Annotated in this window: 25 protein-coding genes; 3 read left to right on the top strand and 22 right to left on the bottom strand. The window is 67.1% G+C overall.

Going from position 1 to position 22,841, the window contains the following annotated elements; genetic code table 11:
* Positions 1–60: 60 nt before the first annotated feature.
* From ACWCQ1_RS13935 to ACWCQ1_RS13845, 19 genes are all read right to left on the bottom strand, one after another.
* Complete coding sequence (locus ACWCQ1_RS13935) at positions 61–447, bottom strand: ASCH domain-containing protein (protein ID WP_451026560.1); 387 nt, start codon at positions 445–447, stop codon at positions 61–63.
* A gap of 1 nt (position 448) precedes the next feature.
* The gene (locus ACWCQ1_RS13930) at positions 449–1,888 is read right to left on the bottom strand and encodes a DNA cytosine methyltransferase (RefSeq protein WP_451026559.1); all 1,440 of its coding nucleotides are present in this window, start codon (positions 1,886–1,888) and stop codon (positions 449–451) included.
* Between the two features lie 85 nt (positions 1,889–1,973).
* The gene (gene ssb / locus ACWCQ1_RS13925; RefSeq protein WP_451026558.1) at positions 1,974–2,420 is read right to left on the bottom strand and encodes a single-stranded DNA-binding protein; all 447 of its coding nucleotides are present in this window, start codon (positions 2,418–2,420) and stop codon (positions 1,974–1,976) included.
* A gap of 2 nt (positions 2,421–2,422) precedes the next feature.
* Positions 2,423–3,352 carry a hypothetical protein gene (locus ACWCQ1_RS13920; RefSeq protein ID WP_451026557.1) on the bottom strand — a complete coding sequence of 310 codons (930 nt, stop codon included), beginning with the start codon at positions 3,350–3,352 and terminating at the stop codon, positions 2,423–2,425.
* Positions 3,349–3,522: a hypothetical protein gene (locus ACWCQ1_RS13915; protein ID WP_451026556.1), complete on the bottom strand. Its 174-nt coding sequence runs from the start codon at positions 3,520–3,522 to the stop codon at positions 3,349–3,351. The genes ACWCQ1_RS13920 and ACWCQ1_RS13915 overlap by 4 nt, the downstream gene beginning before the upstream one ends.
* Positions 3,523–3,540: 18 nt before the next feature.
* Complete coding sequence (locus tag ACWCQ1_RS13910) at positions 3,541–3,762, bottom strand: hypothetical protein (protein ID WP_451026555.1); 222 nt, start codon at positions 3,760–3,762, stop codon at positions 3,541–3,543.
* Between the two features lie 168 nt (positions 3,763–3,930).
* The gene (locus ACWCQ1_RS13905; RefSeq protein WP_451026554.1) at positions 3,931–6,093 is read right to left on the bottom strand and encodes a hypothetical protein; all 2,163 of its coding nucleotides are present in this window, start codon (positions 6,091–6,093) and stop codon (positions 3,931–3,933) included.
* Entirely contained in the window at positions 6,090–7,163 is a 1,074-nt protein-coding gene (locus ACWCQ1_RS13900; protein ID WP_451026553.1) for a hypothetical protein, read from the bottom strand. The genes ACWCQ1_RS13905 and ACWCQ1_RS13900 overlap by 4 nt, the downstream gene beginning before the upstream one ends.
* A 101-nt stretch (positions 7,164–7,264) precedes the next feature.
* On the bottom strand, positions 7,265–8,512 hold the full coding sequence (locus ACWCQ1_RS13895) for a hypothetical protein (RefSeq protein ID WP_451026552.1): 1,248 nt from the start codon (positions 8,510–8,512) through the stop codon (positions 7,265–7,267).
* Between the two features lie 6 nt (positions 8,513–8,518).
* Positions 8,519–8,794, bottom strand: a complete 276-nt coding sequence (locus tag ACWCQ1_RS13890) for a hypothetical protein (RefSeq protein ID WP_451026551.1) — start codon at positions 8,792–8,794, stop codon at positions 8,519–8,521.
* A gap of 3 nt (positions 8,795–8,797) precedes the next feature.
* The gene (locus ACWCQ1_RS13885) at positions 8,798–9,790 is read right to left on the bottom strand and encodes a C40 family peptidase (RefSeq protein WP_451026550.1); all 993 of its coding nucleotides are present in this window, start codon (positions 9,788–9,790) and stop codon (positions 8,798–8,800) included.
* A 190-nt stretch (positions 9,791–9,980) separates the two neighbouring features.
* Positions 9,981–11,657, bottom strand: a complete 1,677-nt coding sequence (locus tag ACWCQ1_RS13880) for an FtsK/SpoIIIE domain-containing protein (RefSeq protein ID WP_451026549.1) — start codon at positions 11,655–11,657, stop codon at positions 9,981–9,983.
* Positions 11,658–11,853: 196 nt separating this feature from the next.
* The gene (locus ACWCQ1_RS13875) at positions 11,854–12,870 is read right to left on the bottom strand and encodes a hypothetical protein (RefSeq protein WP_451026548.1); all 1,017 of its coding nucleotides are present in this window, start codon (positions 12,868–12,870) and stop codon (positions 11,854–11,856) included.
* A 4-nt stretch (positions 12,871–12,874) separates the two neighbouring features.
* Positions 12,875–13,258, bottom strand: coding sequence for an RRQRL motif-containing zinc-binding protein (locus ACWCQ1_RS13870; protein ID WP_451026547.1), 384 nt, complete (start codon positions 13,256–13,258; stop codon positions 12,875–12,877).
* Positions 13,258–13,587: a hypothetical protein gene (locus ACWCQ1_RS13865; protein WP_451026546.1), complete on the bottom strand. Its 330-nt coding sequence runs from the start codon at positions 13,585–13,587 to the stop codon at positions 13,258–13,260. The genes ACWCQ1_RS13870 and ACWCQ1_RS13865 overlap by 1 nt, the downstream gene beginning before the upstream one ends.
* Positions 13,584–14,207, bottom strand: a complete 624-nt coding sequence (locus ACWCQ1_RS13860) for a hypothetical protein (RefSeq protein WP_451026545.1) — start codon at positions 14,205–14,207, stop codon at positions 13,584–13,586. Before ACWCQ1_RS13860 ends, ACWCQ1_RS13865 begins: the two co-directional genes overlap by 4 nt.
* A complete protein-coding gene (locus tag ACWCQ1_RS13855) occupies positions 14,204–14,494 on the bottom strand; it encodes a hypothetical protein (RefSeq protein WP_451026544.1) in 291 nt (96 codons plus the stop codon). The genes ACWCQ1_RS13860 and ACWCQ1_RS13855 overlap by 4 nt, the downstream gene beginning before the upstream one ends.
* A 179-nt stretch (positions 14,495–14,673) precedes the next feature.
* Complete coding sequence (locus ACWCQ1_RS13850; protein WP_451026543.1) at positions 14,674–14,865, bottom strand: hypothetical protein; 192 nt, start codon at positions 14,863–14,865, stop codon at positions 14,674–14,676.
* 389 nt (positions 14,866–15,254) lie between these two features.
* On the bottom strand, positions 15,255–15,437 hold the full coding sequence (locus ACWCQ1_RS13845; RefSeq protein WP_451026542.1) for a hypothetical protein: 183 nt from the start codon (positions 15,435–15,437) through the stop codon (positions 15,255–15,257).
* A gap of 859 nt (positions 15,438–16,296) precedes the next feature.
* On the opposite strand from ACWCQ1_RS13845, the gene ACWCQ1_RS13840 reads away from it, so the two are divergent.
* Together ACWCQ1_RS13840 and ACWCQ1_RS13835 are read left to right on the top strand one after the other, a co-directional pair.
* The gene (locus ACWCQ1_RS13840; protein ID WP_451026541.1) at positions 16,297–17,013 is read left to right on the top strand and encodes an XRE family transcriptional regulator; all 717 of its coding nucleotides are present in this window, start codon (positions 16,297–16,299) and stop codon (positions 17,011–17,013) included.
* 2 nt (positions 17,014–17,015) lie between these two features.
* The gene (locus ACWCQ1_RS13835) at positions 17,016–17,489 is read left to right on the top strand and encodes an NUDIX domain-containing protein (RefSeq protein WP_451026540.1); all 474 of its coding nucleotides are present in this window, start codon (positions 17,016–17,018) and stop codon (positions 17,487–17,489) included.
* Here the strand turns inward: ACWCQ1_RS13835 and ACWCQ1_RS13830 are convergent.
* The 3 genes from ACWCQ1_RS13830 to ACWCQ1_RS13820 form a co-directional block, all read right to left on the bottom strand.
* Positions 17,477–18,043 carry an HD domain-containing protein gene (locus tag ACWCQ1_RS13830; protein WP_451026539.1) on the bottom strand — a complete coding sequence of 189 codons (567 nt, stop codon included), beginning with the start codon at positions 18,041–18,043 and terminating at the stop codon, positions 17,477–17,479. The genes ACWCQ1_RS13835 and ACWCQ1_RS13830 overlap by 13 nt on opposite strands.
* Position 18,044: 1 nt before the next feature.
* Positions 18,045–18,506: a GntR family transcriptional regulator gene (locus tag ACWCQ1_RS13825; protein ID WP_451026538.1), complete on the bottom strand. Its 462-nt coding sequence runs from the start codon at positions 18,504–18,506 to the stop codon at positions 18,045–18,047.
* Positions 18,507–18,617: 111 nt separating this feature from the next.
* Positions 18,618–22,199: an NACHT domain-containing protein gene (locus ACWCQ1_RS13820; protein ID WP_451026537.1), complete on the bottom strand. Its 3,582-nt coding sequence runs from the start codon at positions 22,197–22,199 to the stop codon at positions 18,618–18,620.
* A gap of 119 nt (positions 22,200–22,318) precedes the next feature.
* On the opposite strand from ACWCQ1_RS13820, the gene ACWCQ1_RS13815 reads away from it, so the two are divergent.
* On the top strand, positions 22,319–22,555 hold the full coding sequence (locus ACWCQ1_RS13815; RefSeq protein ID WP_451026536.1) for a hypothetical protein: 237 nt from the start codon (positions 22,319–22,321) through the stop codon (positions 22,553–22,555).
* Positions 22,556–22,841 lie beyond the last annotated feature (286 nt).

Below are 22,841 nucleotides of genomic sequence, written 5' to 3'. Positions count from 1 at the left end.
CTGGAGGACCGGGGCGGGCGCGATCTTTGGCGAGAGGGCGCCCGCCCCGGGCGTGTTCGGTCAGGCCGGTGTGCGTTCCTGCGAGTCGGCGATGGCCAGCAGGACGTCGGGGGGCGGGGTCCACAGGCCCAGGCGCCCCTTGCATGGCACGGGTTCGGGCAGGGTGGTGACGTCGGTGAGTGTCCAGTGGTGGACGCGTTCGTCGCCCCACGGGCCGCAGCACCGGCCGTCGTCGCTGTAGTGGCAGTCGGTGATGCGAGCGACGGCCAGGATCGCGCTGCGCACGTCGGGGCGCGGACCGTAGATGACCGCGTACGGATCGTGTGTAGCGCTGGCGTGGATGAGCACGGGGCCGCGGTAGGCCGTGGGCCAGGTGCGGTTTTCGACGCGTTTGGTCTGGTGGGCGATGGCGTCGGCCCACGGCTGGCGGATGCTGAGTGCCTTCATCTCAGGCCGCCTTGGGTTCGAGGTGCTGGCCGGTGACGGCTTCGGTGACCATGGCGATCAGGTCGCGGGCGGCGGGTGGGGTGACGGCGTTGCCGAGCATGAGGACCTTGGTGCGCTTGCTGGTGGCGACAAGCCGGTAGGTGTCGGGGAAGGCCATGGCCGCGGCGTACTCGTGCGGCTCGAGCATCCGGAAACGGCACTCCTCCACGCTGGCCACCGTGCCGCCGTACAGCGCCCCGTGCCGTTCGACGGTGGTCACCGTCGGCAGGGGCCGGGTGGCGGGGCGGGCGGTGCCGTTGCCGTAGTAGGGCACCACCAGGTCGGGGGCGGTGACGATGCCGTGGTGGTTGCCGCCCGCCGTGACGGTGGCCAGCGGCGCGGTGATGGCCCGGTGCGACGATCCCCCGCCGCGCAGCTCCACCACGTACGGGGGCAGGGCGAGCCCGGTCTCGTTGCGGGTGGTCACGGTGCGCAGGGGCGCCGTGACGGGGGCGGCCTTCTTGCCGTCGCGGCCCTCCACGGGCACCGCGAGCGGAGAGGCGAACGCACTGAACCCAGCGTGGATGCGGCGCATGGTGTCCGCCGCGAGCGCGTCGGGGCCGGTGCGCTCCCCGATGGCCGGGGCGGGCAGCCTCCAGTCGATGACCTCCGCGGCCGGGCGCACGGCCGGCTCGACGATGTGGTTGCGGCACTCCACGCGCGGGCAGCGCCACACGTACTGGGCCCGCTTGCCGTAGCGGCCCCACGGGCGGGTGGGGCTGCACATCTTCGTGCTCTTCCACCCCTGGATGGCCCGGATGCGGCCGTGGGTCGGGCAGTCGGCATGTGGCCGGGTCCACTTGTCGAAGTTGGGGGCGCGCTCGCCCTTGCGCCAGAGCACCACGTACATGCGGTCTCGGGACTGCGGAGCGGCGGGGCCGTAGGCGGCGGCGTGCATGGAGTTCATCCACACGATGCGGTGCTCGTAGCCCCAGGCGTGCAAGGTGCGCAGCCACGCATCGAACACCGCGCCCGGAGCCTCCTTGGGACCCCACCAGTAGGCGTCCACCACGTTCTCCACCACGATCGCGCGGTAGCGGTGCACTTCGGCGAAGCGGGGCACATCGTGCATGGTGGCCCGTGAGCGGATGGCGGCCTCGTCCACGCCGGAGGTGGCGAACAGACCGTCGGTGTGCTCGCCGTGGCCGCGGCGGCGGCCCTTGGCGATGGAGTGGTTGGTGCACTCCGGGGAGGCCCACAGGATGTCGGTGGAGGGGTAGCGGCGGGGTTCGACCTGGGAGAGGTCGGCGCAGTCGTGGTCGGTGTCGGGGTGGTTGGCCTGGTGGGTGTCGATGGCGTGCCGGGCGTGGTTGGCGGCCATCCGCACACTCACGCCCGGCACGGTGATGGCGCCGGTGGACGAGCCTCCGGCGCCGCAGAACAGATCGGTCAGGGTCAGCAACGTGTGCTCCGGTTTCTGCTGGAAGTGGCTGGAGGACCGGGGCGGGCGCGACGTCTTGGCGAGAGGACGCCCGCCCCGGGCGGATCTAGAACGGCGGTTCGGTGCCCTGCTCGGCCGGGCTGCCCGCGGTGTTCCACGGGTCGCTATCAGCGGGGCCGTTGGTGGTGCGCTTGGCGTTGATGGTGACGGTGGTGAAGCGGATGGAGGCGCCGATGTCGTCGACCTCGACGGCGAGCATGGAGCGCTTCTCGCCCTGCTCGTTGGTCCAGTCGTGCTGCCGCATCCGTCCCGAGGCGACGACGCGGGAGCCCTTCTTGAGGCTGTCGGCGACGTGTTCGGCGAGGGTGCGCCAGGCGGCGCAGCGGTAGAAGGCGGTGGTGCCGTCCTTCCACTGATTCGAGGTGCGGTCGAAGGTGCGCGGGGTGACGGCGATGGTGAACTTCGCGAGCGCGGCGCCGCCGTCGGTGAACTTCAGCTCGGGGTCGTCGGTGAGGTTGCCGACGAGGGTGACGGGGGTTTCTCCGAACGACATGGTCACTCGCTTTCGGTGTCGAGGTTGGCCAGGTGGTGCAGGATTTCGGCGCGTTCGCGCTCGCCGCGCCGGCGGGCGGCGTCGAGGGCGTCGAGGTCGACGACTGCCCGTAGGGCGGCGCGGACTTCGGCGGTCAGTTCGGTGGGGCTCATGGCCTCGGCTTGCACGGTGTGCCGCATGTGCTCGCCGCGCCGGTCGGTGGCCTTCTGCGGGGCGGACGGCAGCCGGTAACGGGCGATCTGCTCGGCGGTCACGGCAACCCGGGAAAACGTCGGCGCGGGGGCGCCCATGTCGTCGGCGAAGGCGGAGATGTCCGCAGCGGCGGAATCCAGGATGGACAGCCCGCTGGGGTCGTGGTCCCCGAGGTGCAGCACCGTGGTGGGCACCTCACGCCAGGAAATGCGCTGTGCGGCTTCGTACTTGACGGTGACCGAGTCAAAGCCGCCGGAGCTGTAGGTGGTCACGCCGAACTCGGCGGCGACACGGGCCACCATGGGCACCATGCCCGCGGCCTCCACCCACAGCTCCACGGCGACGGGCTGTCCGTCGTCGAGGGCGTGGGTGTAGTCCTGGGCGGTGCGGCGGACCGAGCGCCAGAACTGTGCCGGGCTGTCCCAGCCACCGGCCCCGACCGCGGTGCCGCCGTCGTCGCGGATGGCGTGCATGGGGATCAGGCGGGCGCGCCGGGCCCTGTTGAGGGTTTCCAGCAGCCGGGCGTAGGCCTGCTCGGTCTTGTCGTAGTGGTGGGCGCCCACCAGCCGGTAGAAGACCTGCCGGGCGGTCATGGGCAGATAGGCGCGGTTCTCCTCCAGCACGGCCCGCACCTGGTCGACCAGGGCGAGCACGTGCGGGCGCGGTGCCCAGTCGGCGAAGCCGCGTACCCGGGTGCGCTTGTAGGTGCGGCCGGAAACCGTGGCGCACGGTGCGCTCATTCGTCGTCCTCCTGCGGGGTCGGTCGGTGGTCGGCGGTGACGTACAGGCGGGTGCGCTTGTGGTCGCGGGTGGGGTACTGGCGGACGGGGCCGGTGTCGAAGGCGGCGGCCAGGGTCTGGCTGACGCGGTCGGCGTCGTCCCGCTCGCAGATGACACGGATCTCGAACATGAAGCTCCCTTGGGCAGGTCAGCGGTCGGAGCGGAAGAGCTTGAGGGTGATGCCGCCGACGCCGATGGGTCCGGCGGCGCCGGCGATGACGGTCGCGGTGTGGGCGACGGCGTGCAGCAGCCAGACCAGGGCGGCGACCAGTCCCCAGACGCCGACGACGACCGCGCCGGCGATGGCGAACGGGTACAGGAAGCGCCGCCACGGGAAGTCGGTCCCGCCGCTGCCGTTGAAGTTCGCCACAACAGATCTCCTTGTCTCTCGGGCGGTGTGGGGCGGGCCGGGCGGCCTGTTCAGCCCTCGCCCCCGCGCCGGGCGGGCGGGGGCGAGGACTGGACGGAGCGTCCGGAAGCGGGCATGCGAGAGGGCCCGAACCCTCGCGGGGTGCGGGCCCTCAGTGGCAGTGCTGGGTCAGAGGTCGGAAGGGAGCCTGTCGCCGCTCTCTGCGTCGTAGGCGGTCCCGTCCGGGGACAGCCGGACGGTCCGGGAGGCGGCGCGGGAGCCTTCCTTCCAGGTGCGTCCGCCGACCGCGACGTGCACGGTTACGTCGGCGAGGGGATCCGTCACCGGCAGCAGGATCTCTGGGTCCTTGGGGAACCAGCCGTTTTCCCTAACGCTGCTGGCGCTCTTGCCGGATGCGTCGATCCGCAGGTAGCGCGCGTTCCGGTCGAACAGCGAACTCAGATCGAGCACCACGTGATCCCGGTCGGTGTTCCACTGCGCCACGATGGTGGCCTTGACGCCGTCGAGGGTGAGCGCAGCGCCGGCGCGGCCCTTGTAGTGGGCGGCTTTCTGCTGGCGCTCGTGGGCGTGGTGTTCGTTCTGAGCGCTTGTCCACACGCAGGCCGCCGCGATGGACAGCGTCGCGATCGCCGCGACGTAGGGCCAGGTGCGCCGCCGCGACCGGTTGGGCTGTCCGTCGTCCGGTGTCGTGGCGGGAGTGGGTGGTTGGGGCACGCTGTGCCAGGCCGGAGACGTGCTGTCGGTCTTCTCGAACCATGCGCCGTCGTCGTTGCCCATGCGGGCGACGGTAGCGCGCAGTTGCGCCGCCTGTGCGGGGTCACCGGCCAGATCCGCCACCTGCGCCCGGGTCTCCCACCAGGCAAGCGCCTGGTGGGAGTTGAGGCCGTGGGTGGTGATGTCCTCGCGTTCAAGAATGACGGTCAGCTCAGCGGCTTCGCTGAACCGGCCGTCGAGCGCGGCCTGGATGACGCGTTCGTGCCGGGCCAGATCGAAGCGTTCCGGTCCGATGACGTTGGGCGGCAGCGTCTCCCAGTCCCACGTGTCGTCGGCCGCAGCGAATGGCGCGTACAGATCGTCGCTCGGGTCGACGCTGACGTCGGTGTCCGCGATCGGTCCGGCGACCGGCATCTCCGGGGCGGTGGTGTCCTGTTCGACGGCCAGGGCGTGTTGGGCCATGCGGCGGCGTGCCGAGGTGTCGGTGAGCGCGGCTTCCTCGTCACTGAGCACCGTCTGGACGATGTCGACGTAGCCGGGGCCGACCTTCCACACCGCCTGCCCCGGATCCAGGCTCGGGATCCGCTCGATGGCCCAGGCGGGCAGGCCGAGCAGGGCGCCGACGAGGGCGGCCTCTTCCGGGTTGAGCCGTCCGACGTGGGCGATCTCGCACAGCCGGGCCAGGTCCCGAGCCCTGCCCTCCCCCAGGTCGGACAGGGTGTGCATCAGCACGTCCAGCGACAGCCCGGCCTTGCGGGAGTTCTTCAGCAGCCGCTGGATCAGCTCCGAGGTGGCCGGGGAGAGCAGGATCTGCCACGCCTCCTCCAGCACCAGGTGCCGGTGCACCGCGGTGGACTGGCGCAGCCACACGTGCTCGGCCCAGCAGCTGACCGCGGCCATCAGGGAGGGGATCGCCGGGGAGTTGCGGTCCAAGTGGGAGAAGTCGAAGGACAGGACCGGCAGGTCCGTCTCCGGCAGGCTCGCCTCCGGGCCGTCGAACAGGCCCCGCAGGGAGCCTTCGGTGTAGCGGGACAGACCGATGGCGGCGCCCTCGCCCCACTCGGTCAGCTTGGCGGCCGGCCAACGGCCGTCCTCCGGGCTGATCAGGGCGTCGACCAGGCCGTTGAGCGAGGTGGCCTTGGGGTGGTTGAGGGCGTGCTGGAGAGCGTGGGTGGCCTGGTGGGTGAGCGCGCCCGGCTCCACGGCCAGGATCAGGGAGCGCACGAGCTGTTCGCGTACTTCGGGCGGGAAGAGCGTGCTGACCGGGTTGAGGGTGAAGGTGCCCGCCTCGATGACCCGCCCGCCCAGGGAGCGCACCAGCGGCGCCCACTCACCTGAGTTGTCCTCGCCGAAGGAGTCGATGACCACGGCCTGGTGCCCGTGCTCGAGGATCTCGCGGCGGATCCGCGCCTTCGCCGTGGTGCTCTTGCCGGAGCCGAGACCGCCCAGGGCGAGGGAGTTGGTCGACGGCAGCAGCGCCGCCGACGTCTGGACGGGGGAGAGGCGGAAGGCCCTCCCGTCGAGCAGGGAGCGGCCGACCGGGATGCCGGGAAAGCGGGTGTTGGAGGCGACCAGCGGGGCGGTGATCGCGGCGTGGGTGGTGGGCAGACGGATCACAGGATCGCCCCTTTCCGTGTGGAGGCTCCGTGCGGGGTGGTCATCACGTGCGCGCGGTGCTGCTGGCCGGGCAGCCAGTCCAGTCGGATGCGGTGCCGGTCGGCCGTCAGGGAGGCTTGCCAGCGGGCTTCGGTGACGCTCTCGGGGCTGTCGCCGAACACGGTGAGGTAGGCGTCGAGGTCGACGAGGGTGGCGCCCTGGACGAGCGCGCCGTGCGTCGTCCCGCTGGCGATGTCGTGGGCATCCTGCTTGACCTTGTCGGTGGTGAACGCCTCGGAAGCGGCGCGCTGCCACTTCGCCGACCGGCGGGAGATGCCCACCGGCAGCGGCCGGTAGAGCACGGCGAGCGAGCGGTCGGTGCCCGGAGCGAGCAGGAGATTCGGCATGAGGTCGCCGTCACTCTCCTCCGGCCAGGCGGTGATCCGCGCGGTCGCCACGAACCGGCCGTCGTCCAGAGCGGCCCAGCCGGAGCCGCGGCCGGTCACGGCGGGCAGCGGATCCGGAGCGAGCGGGGCGAGCGTTCCCAGGGCGGCGAACTCGCCGTGCAGGCTGTCGAGCACCCGGGCGGGGTGGGCGATCAGCCCTTTGGGGACGTGGACGGTGACGGTCTGGGTGTGGTCGGTGTAGTCGTCGCTGGTGGTGTGGTGGGTGACGTGGATCTGGACGCCCGCGGTGCGGGCCTGCCCGCCGGCGAAGGTGAGAGCGCGGGCGAACGCGTCATGGAAGGCGCCCCGGCGCTGCGGGTCCTGCATGGTGCCGTGCTGCGGGTACAGCGCCCACGTCGCGGTTTCGCCGGGATGGGCGGCGATCGTGTCCGGGGTGCTGCGTTCGCGCAGGTGCCGGTAGCCGACCGTGGCCCAGCGGGCGATCGAGCGCGGGCCCGGGGCGAGGTTGAGCATGGCGGCTGTGGCGCCCACGGCGCCGAACGTCCACCCCGGCGGCGGGGTGATCATCGCGGACATCAGTGCGGCGCTCCCGAGCCCGGCATTCACCTTCGTCAGGAGGCTTTCGGCGCGGCTGAGTCCGCGCTGCAGGGCGGGGATGCGGTAACCGGGCGTCAGGGAGTACACGAGAGACAACCTCCTGAAGACTGTGAAGGCGAGCAGCACTGGCCCGGCGTCCGCTCCGCTGCCGGACGGCAGCGCAGCGGACGCCGGCCCAGGAGGCGGCTCTACGGGGTGTTCGGCTGGCCGGAGGCCGACGGCGCAGTCACCGCCGGACTCTGCGGGCTCGGAGCGGGGGTGGAGACGGGGGCAGAGTCTGGCTGCGCCGCGGTCTGCGGCTGGTTGACCCGGTGCTGCCTGCGGATCTCCCACAGCTGCTCCCGCCGGGCGGCGCTCTCGCTCTTGTCGCGCTGTTCCTTGGCGACGGCCGATGCGGTGGTCAGCCGCCCGGACCGGTCGGACCTGCTCAGGCCGTAGGCGGCGAACAGCACCCCGCGGTCCTGCGACATAGCACGGCCAGGTGTGTTCACCGTGCGGGGACCGCGCGGCGTGTTCTCCCGCTCGTAGAAGTCGGGGACACCCGCCCGCACCACGGCGTGTGCCAGCGGGCTGGGAGTCCTGGCTTCCACGTAGGAGCGGGCGGCGCGGGCCACCCGGGGACCGAAGTACGGCACCCCGTGGAAGATCATCCGCAGCATCAGGGCGTCCGCGGCGACCAGCAGGATGGCGTCCACCACCAGCGAGCCCTTGGCGAGTTCGACGAACGGGGAGACCAGCAGCAGCGCGAACGGGGCGAACATCAAGCCCAGCAGCCGCATCGCCCACGTCTTGACGGCCGTTGTGTCGCCCCCGCGGGCCAGCGAGGCCAGCACCAGCGGGGCTATGCACACGAACGCCAGGATGCCGAGCTGGCGGGTCATGAACACCAGCGCCGCAAAGGCGAGCGCGACCACCAGAGCAGAGAAGATGATCAGGACGGCGAGCGGGTTACCGGAGTCGGCGCCGTGCTGCATGTCGTCGCTGATCGCGCCGAACAGGGTGGACTCGTTGCTGCTGAACGCGGCCGTGAACGCACTGCTCACGGCCTTGTTCAGCAACAGGACGGCCCCGGGGACCGACGCCATGCCGGCGACGGCCACCAGAGTCCAACCGGTCGATGCGCCCATCTGCTTGAGACGCGGTGCGCCCTGCCAGGCGGTCAGGGCGCACACCACCACGATGCACACGAAGATGGCGATGGCCAGGTGCTGACCGAGCCACAGAAACGGCGCGTACAGCGTGCTGTCGGACTTCGCCGGCGCCCATCCGTGCTCCGGCGCGATCAGACCGTTGATCTTCTTGATCAGGCTGTCGGCGAGGGCGCGGACGTGGTCGGAGGCGCCCCCGGTGCCGGTGCCGGGGGGGCCGTTGGAGCCTGGTTCTCGCTCGCAGTACGCCTTGCCGGGCCCCTTGAGGGCGTCGCACGGGTCACTCATGCGGCATCAGCCCTTGGCCTGGGTGACGGTGGAGAACAGAGTGTCCCCGTACAGGGCGAGCACGATGGCGACGACCAGCGTGCCGAGCGCCATGCTGCCCTTGCGCAGCGCCCCCTTGGGGTCGTTGGGCGTCTTGAGCAGCATGAGGAGAGCGATGATCGCGATGACGGCGGGAATGCCCTTCGTGACCAGGCCGCCGCCGGTCAGGCCGATGGTGTCGAAGAAGTCCTTAAACCCGCCGGACATGTCGACGGGCTTGGCCAGGACGGTGAACTTGGACATGGATCAGATCTCCTTGTGGGAGTTGGAGGTGGGTCGGGCTACGGCGATCAGGTCGGGCATGACGTCCATGGGGTCGTAGCGGACCTGTGCGCCGGGGCGAGGGGCGTCGAGAATCCAGCCGCCGCCGATGTAGAGGCCGACGTGATGGATGCTCGACAAGGTGGAGCCGTAGAAGACGAGATCCCCGGGCCGGACATCGCCGGGCGTGACCGGCTCGGAGGCCGCGTACTGCTCGGCCGCCGTGCGGGGCAGGGAGATCCCGGCCTTGGCGTAGGCGTAGAGCGTGAGCCCGGAGCAGTCGAACCCGGAAATGCCGGTACCGGAACGGCCATTGGGAGAGCAGCAGGTTCCCGTGCTGGGACCGTGTGCGTTTCCGCCGCCCCACGAATACGGCTGGCCGATCACTGCTTTTGCCGCATCGATCGCGGTTCCGGCCTGCGTCGTGGTCGCGGTTTTCCCGCCGGACGGCTGGTCGGCGAGTGCCTGAATGGACTGGACGTAATTCTGTGTCTCCTTGTACGGGGGTACGCCGCCGTATTTGCGGACGGCGCCGCTTCCGGCGTTGTAGGCGGCGAGCATGTTGCTCTGCGGATTGCCGGGAACGCTCTTGACGTCCTTGGCTATGCCGCACAGGTAGGCGGCTGCCGAAGGAATCGCGTCGGCGGGATCCCACACGTCGCGTTTACCGTCGCCGTTTCCGTCGATCCCGTGGGCCTGCCAGGTCGACGGCATGAACTGTGCGATGCCTTCCGCCCCGACCGGGGACTGTGCTTTCGGATTGAACCCGGATTCCTGGGTCAAAAGAGCGGCGAGCAGGTTCGGGGTGACCTCGGAGCAGGTATGTCCCGCGTCCTCGATCAGGGCCTTGTACTGGCTCGGCACACTCAGGCTGAGCGCCGTGGATACGGGGTCGTCGCCGGCGCCCTGGACGAGCGCAGCCACCAGAACGGCCGCGGTCGCTCCCACGCCGACGGTGACGGCGGTAGAGGCACGCAACAAGCCTCCTCCCTCCTTCCTGGGGTTGTTGATCGTTCTCGCTGGTCAGCACCGCCACCCGGCACCGCCAGACGACCGCCCGGCCACCGCCACCCGGGCGGGGCCGACCGCCACCCGGGCGGGGCCGACCGCCACCCGGACAGGCCGGGTGGCGGTGCCGTGGCGGTGGTGTGGCGGTGGCAGGTGGCGGTCACGAACCGGACAGTGCGGCGGCGGTCAGATCGGCCAGTCGGTAGCCCCGCACGCCCTTCGTGCCCTTGTCGGCGGGGACACCGAGAAGACGGCTCAGTTGCTTTCCGCGCTCTGCCGGATCTTTTTCTGTGATCCCGAGAGCCGGGGCGAGTTCGGCCGTTGCCATGAACTCGACACCGTCAGTGCGCATGATGTCGATGGCCTGCTTCAGAGGAGAATCCGGGATCGCCGCTTCACGCCGGGCGTGGACCTCATCGACCACACCCCAGATGAACTCATCCGCGAAATTGAAGCCCCGGATCAGGGTGGACGATCCGTTCGCGAACAACACGGCCTGGCCCTTGATTTCCGGGTCCAGCAGCGCCGGGTGAATCGGGGCGACCGTATCGAAGTACGAATCCCCGAGAGCAACCTTTGCACTGCCCTCCGAGGCCACGTACAGGCACATCCGGTACAGGAACTGATCCCGCACCTTCACCGGAATGGCATCCTTGGCCGGGCGTTGGGTCAGCATCACCGTGGAAATCCCGGATTCCAGGGACTTCGCCACGAGGGAACGGGACTTGTCGGTCACCCGGCGGACCTGTTCCTTCGATTCCTTGGTGCCGTTGTCGGTGTAGAAGTCGGCGGCCTCGTCGATGACGAAGAACACCGGCTTGAAGACCGGCGCGGGCTGCCGGTTGCGGATGGCGTCCTGTAGCTGCGTGTATCGGTCGTCCACACGGACGAGCAGCTCATCGAGCATGCTCTCCAGGACGGCCGGATCGTCGGACGCCTCGTAACGGACGGCGAGTTTTTCGAACTTCGTCAGCCCGCACAGCTTGCCGTCGAGGAGATACAGGTCGAACTCGCCGTAGGCGATCAGCAGGCAGGTGATGAGCCCGTTGACCAGGGTCGTCTTGCCCATCTGCGTCATGCCGGCGACCAGCAGGGACGCCTTGTCGAAGGTGGGCACCCCGGCGAGCCGGCCGGTGACCTCGTGTCCGAGGGGAACCCCCGCGAACGTCTGGATCTCCTGCCGGGTCGGGGACGGGAACGGGCTGCTGAACGGGGGTTCGCTCAGCACCAGAAGGCGTACATGGCGCTCGCTCTTCCGGCTCGTCTCCAGCTTCAGGTGCAGCCGGGTGACGCCGAACATCGACGCGATCGGACCGAGCCGTTTCGCCACGTCGTCGTGCGTACGGCCCTCCGGCACCAGGAAGTCGTAGACGGTGCCGATGCCGGGCAGATCCTCGATCGTGACGTCACCGGCCCGGATGTGCTCATCCCGGCTGATGGCCCCCACCCGGCTGAGCACCATGGAGAGTTGCGGATGATGCGCATCCCCGCCGGGGGATGCCTCAACGGCCACCGGTGCCGCGCCCACGGGCGCACCGGATGCCACGGCCGCGACGGCCTGCGTGGGAGATTCCTGCTTCAGGGCCGCCTGCTGGGGTACGGCGGAAGCGCCTGGCTGTCGCGCCCACAAGCGTGGGAGGCCCCAACGGATCCGCCACGCCAGGTAGCCGAGGGCGACCAACGCCCCTGCGGTCAGCAGGACGGTGGCCGGCCAGGACAGGCCCAGCTTGTCCTTGATGGCGCCCAGGAAACCGAACGCGATGGCCAGACCGCCGATGGCGCCCGCCGCCTGCGCGTACATGTCCTCGCCCTTGCCGGGCTGTTGTTTCCTTGCCACGCTCCTCCGTTCTGTGCGTTCACGTATCGACGGCCTTTCTGTGCTGCTCGCCGGGTCTGCGCCGGGTCTGCGAAGGTGCCGCTCGCCGGGGCTCACCGGGTCTGCTTCACTGGTGCTCGACTGCTTCCGGCAGTCGCAACGACGGCCAGCCCAATAGCCGTGGGCTGGCCGTCATTGGTGTGTGCCGGAGGTGGGGTTACGGCTGTGCGTCTTCGGCGTCGATCAGCGCGGCGTACGCCTTGCGCACCCGCTCCTCCTTCGCGACGAACCCGGCCGCGCGGTAGGCGGCCAGGGCCTTGCGGTAGGACAGCGGAGGATTCTCGGAGTGGCGCAGCCAGCGCAGCACGACCGTGAGCTGTTCCTCGCTCAGCGGCTCGCCCGGCTCGGGGGTCTCGACGCCGGCGACGGCCGCCACCGCGGCGAGCGCCGGCCAGTCCAGCGGGGTGTGTCCCTCGCCCTGCGGCGCGGGCAGTTCCGGTGCCGGGGACACGGGGCTGACCTGCGGGGACACAGGGGACACGGCCGGGGACACACCCTGCTGTGTCCACTGTCCCAACACGCGGACCAGGTCCTCGTCCGAGAAGAGCGACGGGATCTCCTGCGAGACGTCGGTCGCCGGGTGCTCGGCAGTGACCTCGCTCAGCTTCTCCGCCGCCTTGTGGCGCACCTTGTGCGCCTTGCCGAGGGCGGCGTGCTCCTGGCGTTCCAGGGCGGCGGCCGTGGTGTGCCGGTCGGCCTTGGCCCGGGTGACCGCACGGCCGATCGCGACCTGATCCCGCGTCGCGCTGCGCACCGCGTCGATCTGCTGCTGTGCCGCGGGGGAGATGCGGGTGGCCTCCCGCTCGACGGCCATGACGAGAGTGGCCTTGGCGGCGGCCGGCACCATCGCGCCGATCACGGCGACGACCGCCGTGGCGTACAGCAGGCCGTGCGTGACCAGCACGCCGACCGAGGTGACCAGGAACAGCCAGCCCAGAGAGGCGGGCAGTCGCCCGGACGACCCCTGGCGGCGGTGCGCTGTCTCCATGGCCAGCGCGTACAGCCACACCGCGTCGTAGATCCCGGCCACGGTGTACGCGAGCGCCGCAGGGGCCTGGTGGGCGAGGATCTCCCCCACCGCGTACACGGTCCAGCCCAGCGACAGGCCGGTCAGCGCGACCGGCAAACTCCAGTGCGCCGCCCGGCGGGCGGCTTCCTTCCATTCCTTCTTCATGTGATCACTTCCTGTCGTGGTGGTCGGGGTAGGCGCACAGCAGGCACATGCCGAGCGATCTCGGCAGGCAGTAGCTGTAGGTGACACCGCACTTCGGGCAGGTGCGCCGGGCGTGCATGGCCAGGGCGAGCGCGCCCCACTTGCGCGACGTCATCGGCCGCACCGGCTTGGCGTGGTCGATGCGGTACAGGTAGCTGACCCGCACGCCTCCGGCGCGCCGGTTGACCCGCATCACCTGCGCTGCGATCTCCTGCCCGCCCGGCCGTAAGCCGCGGGCTCGGAGTTGGCGACGGGTGGCGAACCCGTCGGGTGCGAGCTTCCAGGGGTAGGTGGGGATGCCGTAGCGGGCGCCGGTCGGGTCGTAGCACTTGCCCCACGCGGCGGACATCAGCGAGCCGCCCCGGACCGTGCTGCGATGGTGACGTCGCCGTAGCCGACCAGGTCCACACCGGCGCCCGCGTGGTCCACTGCGGCCCTCAACACGCGTGTGCGTCCATCACTTTGCTCGCGGTAGTCCACGGCGTCCGGTGCGATGCCCAGGGCGTCGCGCCATGCCTCGAAGCCCGAGAGGTCGTCGTAGAACGTGAGCTTCAGCCGGTCCGGGTAGATGGTGGACACGGCCACGGACGGCGCCGGCAGGTGCCCGAAGTCCGTGGCCAGCAGGCGCAGCGCCCGCAGCGGCACCGACAGATCGTCCAACTTGAGACGCTCGCTCATGCCGCGGCTCCTTCGTTGAGCAGCGGGTTGGGCAGGCCGGTGAGGGTGGCGATGTCGTCGCCGCTCAGGACGGTGCGGTCGTTGAGGGCGTGGGCCACGGTGCGGATCTGCGGCCACAAGTGCGTGACCTTGCGGCGGGCCATGCCCCGGACCATCGCCCACGACTTGCCGTCGGCGGGCGCCTGGTCGCGGCCGAGCCGGTAGCCCCACTCGGCCAGAACGTCGATGGCCTGCTCACGGTCGTGGACGGCGGCGCACTCGAGGGCGGTGCGCGGGGTCCACAGTCCGTGGGTGAGCAGGTACTGCACCTGCGCGATCGTGCCGGCGGCGCACTGTGCGGCGAACCTCCACGGGTGCACGCCGTCCACCAGCACGTCGGTGGTGGTCAGGCCGGTCACCCGGGGCCGCCCGTCGTTCTCGGTCCAGGCGATGACTTCACTGGTCAGCACACGCATGCCGTACGCCAGGGCCAGGACCGCGTGTCCGGCCTCGTGGAAGGCCAATCCCAGCCGTATCGCCTCATACGACAGCGGCATGTCGGACGAGCCGCGCGGGGCGCCCCGATGGTCCACCAGCTTCTCCGACTCGGCAGCAAGCGCGGACGGCGCGGGCACACTCATGCCGCAACCCCCCGACGCGTCGAGCGGCGGGCTGGACGGGTCAGCGGCAGGACGTTGAACAGGTCCGGGCGGTCCTCGACGACCTGCGCGGCCAGGCGGATCAGGTCGTCGGGCAGCGTGCAGAACTCGGGGTCGGCGAGGATGTCACGGGCCGCATCCAACCGGGCTGCGCGTTCCTCGTCGCTTTCGCCCTCGACCCCGAGCCAGAGGTCGACCGGCGTGCCCAGGGCGAGTTCGGCGAAGTCCTGTGGCGTGTCGGCGCGGTGGCCGCCCACGTAATTGCGCATGGGGAACTCCCATGTCGAAGGGATAGGGGAAGTGCCGGAAGTCGCCAGAGCGCCCACAGGGCGGCGGCTTGTCCGGGACGTGCGGCCGGCGCCGTCTGTGGCGGCGGGCCGGAGTGCCCCGGGCCGGATTCGATCCGGCAGCATCGCGCCTGTTCCGGGGCGGTTGGGTCAGTGACTGGTCACCTCGTTCCGTGCTCCGAGATGACGAGGAAGGAATCCGAGGTCAGGTCCATCACGACCCGTGCCTCGGTTCCCTCACGGCGACGGTCGGCGGCGAACTCTTCGGCCGGCCACGAGCCGCGCGGATGACTCGCCGGGAAACGCTCCAAGACCGTGCGTTCCACGCCCGGGTTCACGTCGGGATGGGCCATCACACGCCCTCCCCGGTGAGATACGGGTGCGGGCCGCGCGGACGCTGCGGCAGCGGCTCCTTCGTCTTCTCGTGCTCGCCCCCGGCCATCAACGGCCGCCCCGCACACGGGCGTTGTCCTCGGAGCGCTTGTTCTGCTCCGCGTTCTTCTTCGACAGATCCTGTCGCTGCTGGTCTGTCAGACTGGTGACCACAGGTGCCTCCACATCAGGTGCCTGGCCGCGGTCCCCCGGGGTGCGACCCGGGGGACCGCTCTGAGTACCGGCCGCTCGCGGTGTGCGAACAGCCACGGCTGGCCCGTAGCGGGTCCGCCGTCGCGCCCCGGCCGGGAGTCGAACCCGGCCTGCGACCGTCGGGGCGTTCTCGCCGCGTGACTGCCAAAGAAGCGGGTCAGTTGATGGTTCGGGTGACGACAAAGCCGTTCGGCTTCGACTCGCCCCGTACTTCCTCGACGGTGTAGCCGGGGTTGTCGCGGTAGAGGTGGTCGTGCTGTCCGGTCACGAACGTGGTGTCGTAGGGAGTGGTGACCCGGTATCCGATTTCCTCACCGGTCGATGCGTCGCGCTTGAACATGGGCGTCCCTTCGGGATCGGGAAGTTGCTTCGGGCCGGACTGTCCGGCTCCCCCCGCCCCGCCCGTACGGCCAGCGCACCCAGGTGCGGGCCGGACGGGCGAGGAGAGGCAACCGGCCGCAGCGCAAGGTGGCTGCGATGCCAGGAGAGGCGGACCGGGAAAGGTGTTCAGGCGCTGCCGGCCGGTCCGTTACGGCGGCGCCCGGGTATGTCGTCGGCCCATGCCGACCTCCCTGCGGGTAGCAGGAACACGGCTTCACCGGCGCTCCGTTGCTGCGGAGTACCGGTCCCGAGCCGGACAGTCGGGTGCGTCATCGTCACTGCTCTGACGCCAGCAGGCGGCCTGCACGAGATGGGTGCAGGTTGGCGTGCCGCCGACGACATCACCCGGTCGCCGCGGGGGCGGTCTCACTCTTGCCGCCACGTGCGTTGGGGCCCCGCTGCACTTCCCCACACCCGAGACTGGGTGGCGCCTGCCAGGCGCGTAGGGGGAGAACGTCGTCCATCACGGCGGTTTGCCACCCGGGCCCTCGCCCTAGGCACCTGCCGTGACCGCCGCTCTCGCGTCAGCCCCGCACGATCACTCTTCAGTTCTCAAACAACGGATCGGAAGGCGTTGTCTTGCAGTACCTGTTTTACAGGTACTGCATAGGGGTCCGTCAAGTACCGCCACGGAACCCTTGGTTGTCTGCGCCAGGACTTCCTGGCGCACAATCAGAATCGCCCCAGGTCAGGGGAGTTGGTCACCCCACACGTAGACAGCTCTGGTTGATCTCGCTACCGTCAAGAGCTCCCTAGATGTCCAACGGAGGGGGCAGATGTCTAACGAGCGGTTGCGATCAGCCCTGTTGGCGCGAGGCATGACCATTCAGAGCCTCGCTGAGGAGATCAAGGTCAACCCCAAGACCGTTGAGCGCTGGATCACGCAAGGGAAGGCGCCATACCGGCGGCATCAGTACGCAACGGCAGCAGCCCTCAAGGTCGACGTGACGACGCTCTGGGACGACGATCGCAATGCCGAGAGCGCAGCGGACCTGACGAAGGCCGAGATCGTGACCGCCTACCCGCATCGCCATACGGTGCCGTCAGACCTCTGGCGCGAGATGTGCGAGCGCGCCACGGAGTGCATAGACATCCTTGTGTACGCCGGTATCTACCTGGCAGAGGACCCTCTCTTCTTCTCAACGCTGAAGAAGAAGGCGGAGAGCGGCGTGCGCATCCGAGTGCTCATGGGTGATCCAGAGTGTGAAGCCGTCATCCGCCGCGGCATCGACGAAGGTCACCGCATCATGGACGGCAAGATCCGCAACGCTTTGGTCAACTACCGCCCACTCTTCACCAGTCACCCTGAGATCACCTTCCGCCTGCACGACACGGTGCTCTACAACTCGATCTATCGCGCGGATGACGAGATGTTGGCCAACACGCACGTGTACGGCATCGGCGCCTACATGGCGCCTGTGTTCCACCTGCGGCGGCTCCCCGGCGGTGGTCTGTTCGACACCTTTGCCAATAGCGTTCAACAGACCTGGGAAGGCGCCAGGCCAGTAACCGAACGCGACATCACGGGAGCGTGACCATGGGACGCATCGACTACTTGCACGACCCGGACGCCCCGCCGGCGAACTCGGTCGTTCCCTCGGTTGTGGCGTTCGTCCAGAACGATGCGGGACAGGTGCTCATGATCCAGCGATCCGACAACGGACGCTGGGCACTACCCGGCGGTGGCCACGACGTGGGCGAGTCCATCAGTGACACGGTCGTCCGTGAGGTCTGGGAAGAGACGGGCATCAAGGCCGAAGTCATCGACATCTCCGGGATCTACACAGACCCCGGGCACGTCATGCAGTACGACGATGGCGAAGTCCGGCAGCAATTCAGCATCTGCTTCCGCGCCCGTCCTGTCGGCGGCGAGCTGCGTACGAGCAATGAGACGACGCAGGTCCGTTGGGTTGACCCAACGGACCTGCGAGAGCTGGACGTCCATCCCACGATGCGGCTCCGTATCGAGCACGCCATGGACCGAACGCGCACCGCTCCCTACATCGGCTGACGCTTGGCGGTGGCGACGCGTTCGAGGACGCGGGAAGTACACTCGTGGATTTCGGGCTCCGCGCGTCGGATGAACTTTCCGATCAGGCTGTCGGGCCCGTAGCGTCCGGCGATCTCGTTGATCCGGTCGATCGGGTTCGTGGGCATGCCGTCCGGCGTGGTGTTCATGTCGCAGTAGCAGAGTGCGTCATTTAGGTGCGCGCTCTCGCGGGGGAACTCGCTCTCCAGTTCCTCGCGCAGGCCACGCGCATCTGCCTCCAGCCAGGAACAGGAGTGATGAGCGACCAGATTGATGACACGTTCGTCAGCGTTGGCCACATCCCGGAGGTAGCGGGCGCCGTCCAGCGGGTGAAAGCCCGTCTTGGCCAGGTCCGGCGCATAACCGATGTCGTGCAGTACCGCCGCGGCCTCCAACAGATCCGCGTCCTGGCCAAGAACGAGGGCGATCGTGCGTGCCCTCTCAGCGACCCCGAGGCAGTGCTTCCACCGCCGCGGCAGCGGCTCGGCGAGCAGGGACTCAGCCAGGGGATAGGCCCACTCCGTCAACGTCGGCAAGCTACGAACGCTCCTCTCGCGTCGGCACGGCGCGGACTGTCCGCACCCTGCCCTGTCCTCCCCCCGCCAGCACGCCGGCGGCCTCCAGCTTCTCCAGAGCCTTGGTCACCGTGGGACGGGAGACCCCGAACCGCTCGGCGAGCGCTGAAGCGCTCGGGAACGCTTCCCCCACCTTGAGCCCATCAGCCGTGATGATGTCTGCAATCCGCTGATCGAGAGGACGCCGGTCGACTCGATCACCCGCACGCACAACACGCCACCGCTCGCCCGGCGCAGGTTCAGCCAAGCCTTCCCTGCGCAGTACCCCGTAAGCGCGGATGGCAACGCCACGTGAGACGCCGTGTTCGCGCATGATGTCAGCCAGGGACGGCAGCTCTGTCATCTCCGGGTTGCCCTCGATCAGTACCTTCACAGAGTCGGCAATCTTCCGGAAGGTTCCCCGGGGACTGGGCTGCTGCGACACCGGCTCTCCTCTCTACTTGATGTCGAGCTCAAGCCTTGCATACCGTTCGACGATCGCAGAGAGGCATGCGATCCCAGGTTTGCGCCACGGCTGATGATTTCCATTCGATCCCTACACGACATCATCAAGCATAAAAGAGGCGGTGTCGCTGGGGTCAGCTAGGACTGCCCAGGCAAGAAGCCTGCGAATGCGCCCACGGTTATATTGCCCTAGGCTATTTTCTAGTGCAATCTTCAGTGTTCCTATGGCTTCTTCTCGGTGTCCGGTATTTATTAGGCGAGTCAGTACCGTGTAGGAGTCTGCTGTCGATAGCGTATCGACGGTGATCAAGTCGCGCCAAATTGTCACTGCCGCCTTTAGTGCACCAGCATTAGCGAGACGGTCAGCGCCAGTGAATCGATAGGCAGGATTCGTTTGACTCGCCAGCGACTCGACGATTCTTTCAGCTATTGATGTACCGATCGTCGAGATTAGAGCGTCAAGCGCTGATTCAAAAATCTTGCGCTCAATTCCCGGGGTGCCTATCAACTGAAGGGCTGGAATTGTGATCTCGTCCGGCTTTTCTAGTAGCGCACATACCTGAATCATGCGGCCGCTTTCTTTGGCACCCCCGACGCTACGCTCTTTGAGTGAAATGATTATATCGTCGACGGAGGGAGCGCCCTCCTGTAGGGCGACGTGGGCAGCCGACCGAAGGTCGTAACTATCTGACTGTGGATCCAGGAAGATGGGATAGGCGATATCGGCTGCCTCAACAATATATCCTGCATCTGCAAGCGCGCGCGATGTGTTCGCCCGCGTCCAAGGGTCAAGGTAGGGCCGGCTCCGTAGCATGCCCATCAACTCAGTAGCTCCTTCAGGTTTTACGGCCGCGAGCCAAGCGCTTGCCGCTGCACCTACTGCATATGGTCTGGAGTCGGAAGCCTCTATAATAGCGATAGCCTCGGTGATAACAAACTCGGTCCAACCTGCGTCGAGTAGTGCATCCAGTAGGTCAGCTCGTTCGGACGACCAGTCAGGTCGTTCACGGAGCACCCTTATCAGTTCCTCGACCACATCGTTTGGCGCGTCCTGAAGCAAGATCTCAGCTACTTGCGTGAGGACGTGGCCCGGGGCTCCCATGTCATTCAAAACGCTATGAGCGATGATTTTGGCATGCGCGATATGGCCAGCATTTAGAATTTCGCGAGCTGACTCCGCCCTCGCAAGAGGCTCTAGCTTCAGTATCTGTTCGATGATTGCTTCGAGGTAGGTGTCGACCTCGTCGCTTGATTGGCTCAGTAGGAGCTTGATGGCCGATCGAATATCCTCAAAATCAGCGTCCGATGCGGACAGCACCGACCAGCAAATCTCTGTTGCTAGTTCTTTGTCTCCCCCCTTGTCTACCGCGGTTTCCGCGATATTCATCCGAATATCATGGTTGGCCTGTGGATGATCTTTCACCGCGACCAGATCGTCACGCACCTCTGCGTATGTCTTACTTGGATCCAGCTCAAGAAAGCCGAAAGCGTAAACCATGCGGTTCAAGGGATGGCTGGACTCTAGTGATAGCGACCGTAGAAGCTCAAGTGCTTCCTTCTTAGATTCAACCTTCTCAAGCGCTGCCACAGCCAAGACTCGAATTTGAAATGACAATTCACGTCTACCTGCGATGTTGCGCAAATTTCGCGAGGCGTGCTCGTTTCCACTCAAAAGAGCAATTACATCGAAAACTTGGTCACTCTTGGAGAGCATGTTTGCCAGTCGGATCCGGCGAGGATTGTCAACGAAATCGTGATCCTCACCCCCGTCGAGCGCGTTCCCCAGAGCAAGTTCCGTCAGCCTGTCCACGACGAGCCGCGCTGATAGATCGTCGCTGTCGCCAAGTTCGGCAAGTAGGCGGCCTGCCAAACGTATCTGACCGTAACCCCCGTCAAGCAGGCTTCGTAGAATTATACCGACATCGTTTCCAGGAGATTTCCCCCAGAGGGCAAAGGTTAGGATAACGAAGTTTTGCTCAGCCTCTCTGAGGCCGCGTTTGAACCATTCCTTTTTCTCCGGGAAGTCGGATGGGATGGATCGGGCGTATGTCCGTGCTGCCAGAAACTCGGCAAATGTGTGATGCAAGAATCGCAGGCCGGAGCTTTCATAGACTAACATCCCCGTGTCTATCAGGAGTCGATCAGCATCTGCTTCCCAGCCGGGCGGGAGAACCAAATCTGGAGGCTTGTTGGTTCGTACCCAATTGCAAGCGACTTCCGTGAGTGGTGTATCTGTTGTGAGTCGCTCTTTAGCCATTGCGTCAATTATGGAAGTGCGCTGGGAGTGTATCCACTCTGCCACTCTATAGCGCGCGGGGTGTGTCTCTTCCAATCGGCGCAACTCTTTGGGGGTGGCTCGCCCGCTTGCCTCCTCGTCAGTGACTAGGTATTCATAGAAACGCTGGTACAGGTCAATTCGGTTCGCGGGGAGAGGGCGTCCAGGCTCGAGCGTGTTGACGACGGCAGCAATAGAGGCGAGAAGCGGGTTTCGCACCAAATCTTTGAGTCTTCCGTCGGAGACTTGTTCTAGGAATTGAGTTGCCTTCTGTTCTGCCGTAATTGGATCTTGGCTAAGGAACCAGCGTTCAGCGAAAAGCTTCAACTCTTCCGGCTCGAAGGGTTCGATGCGGCATACGCTGATGTTTGCGGCGTACAGGGGTGCTAGCTCTTCGTCCGGGAGAGGGCGACTCGTGATGACGAAGCGGTATTCTCCGTTAACTCGCGCATGTTGCCCAAGAGCTCTGATGATCGAGGCGCGCGTAGGGCGGTCCAAAATTTCATCGAGGCCGTCTACCACGATAAGCCAGCGCACTCCATGAGTCCGGCCAGCGAATAGTTGTTGAGTGGGCTCCGTGACAAGATACGGCCCCAAGGCACGCCGGGTAGCATCTGAGAGAACCGTGCTCCATGCTCCGTCACCTACGAGAAAGCGTGCCGCCACTCGCAACGGCACCACAGGCTCAGCCAGGGGCGGATTTGTCGCACTTTCTTGACGCAGCCAGATCTTGGCTAGACGAGAGATCAATTGGTGCCCGAGTGTGGACTTGCCAGCCCCCGGTTCCCCCGTGATGAACAAATGCTCACTGCGGTTCAAGGCTTCCGATATGGTTACGGGAATGTCGGCGCTGCCCTGCACGTTTCGGTCCGTGCGATCCTCGGATCGGTCTCGCTCTTTCGGCAGCGCCTCCCCGCTTACGAGGTGGGAGCTTTCGCGTAGGCGTTGTCGGACGTATACCGTTGACAGGGACGGCGGATTAATGCCGAGCAGTCGATAGGGAAGTTGCTCCGTAACATATGCGAGTGCGTCTAGCACATTCCGCAAGGCAAGCTCGGGCCTAGGGATCTCTGCCCAATTTACCACTCGCGGTTTTCCGTCTTTATCATCTGCCATGACACGCAGATCCATGGCTTCACGAGCACGCATCCAGAGCGGTTCGACTTCTGCTGGATCTCGCTTGAGGAGTCGAGCCAAGCCCTTCATTGAGTCGAGTGACAGCAGCACTGTCCCGCGGGCAACCTCGTACACCTTGTTCTTGTCCAACGTGTTCTGCTGCACGAACGCGTTGACGCTGCTGTAGCCGCAGTTGGTGATCGCCTCCTTGAACCAGGTCGCTAGCTCCGCTAGTTCGGGGTAGCCGTCGTGGCCACTGCGTGACGGGCGACCTCCGGGCACAGGCGCCTCCAACCATGCCGGTTTCTATGAGTTTCTCCACGGTAGAGGGAAACTCGGCGACTGCGCGAGGCTTCCGACCAAGGTCCTGATGGGGACTCAAGTATGGAGGTCTGACTGAGATGGGATCAGAGGTCATGACGGCGCTCTCTGACGGCCGATTGCTGCTTGCCATGGCAGCAGTCACCGTTGGCGCCCTCAAGGTGTGGCTCCAGTACCGCAAGGCTGTGGTGCGGGAACGGTGGCGCACTGCAAGGTTGCGGGTGGTGCTGCACACTGTGAAGCCAGAGCTGCGAGCAGACATCATCACGGCCTACGCCTCATTGGAAGCCGCAGGCGAGGGCACGTCGGATGCGTAACGAGGTGGATCGGGGGGGTGGGCTCATTGAGCTGCGAGTAGCCATCGCTGTGGTTGTTGCAGCACTGCCGGCCATGCTGATGCCAATCGAAGTAGGACTGATGTTGTGTCCCTATTGCTAGCTGGCATCTGGATCGCTGGCCGTGGTGGCGACTCGGATGGGTTTCTGACGTTGGGCGGCTGGGCGGGACATGGTCTCAATTACGGTCTCGATTGCAGCCCCATCCCAGGCCGTCCGCCACTGTCCGTTGACGTTCGGGAACCCCTCTGGCCTGGCATGACGGCAG

This window comes from Streptomyces sp. NPDC002144, from assembly GCF_053593695.1.
The sequence above is the reverse complement of the archived record's forward strand: the minus strand, read 5'-3'. Positions and strand labels throughout refer to the sequence as shown.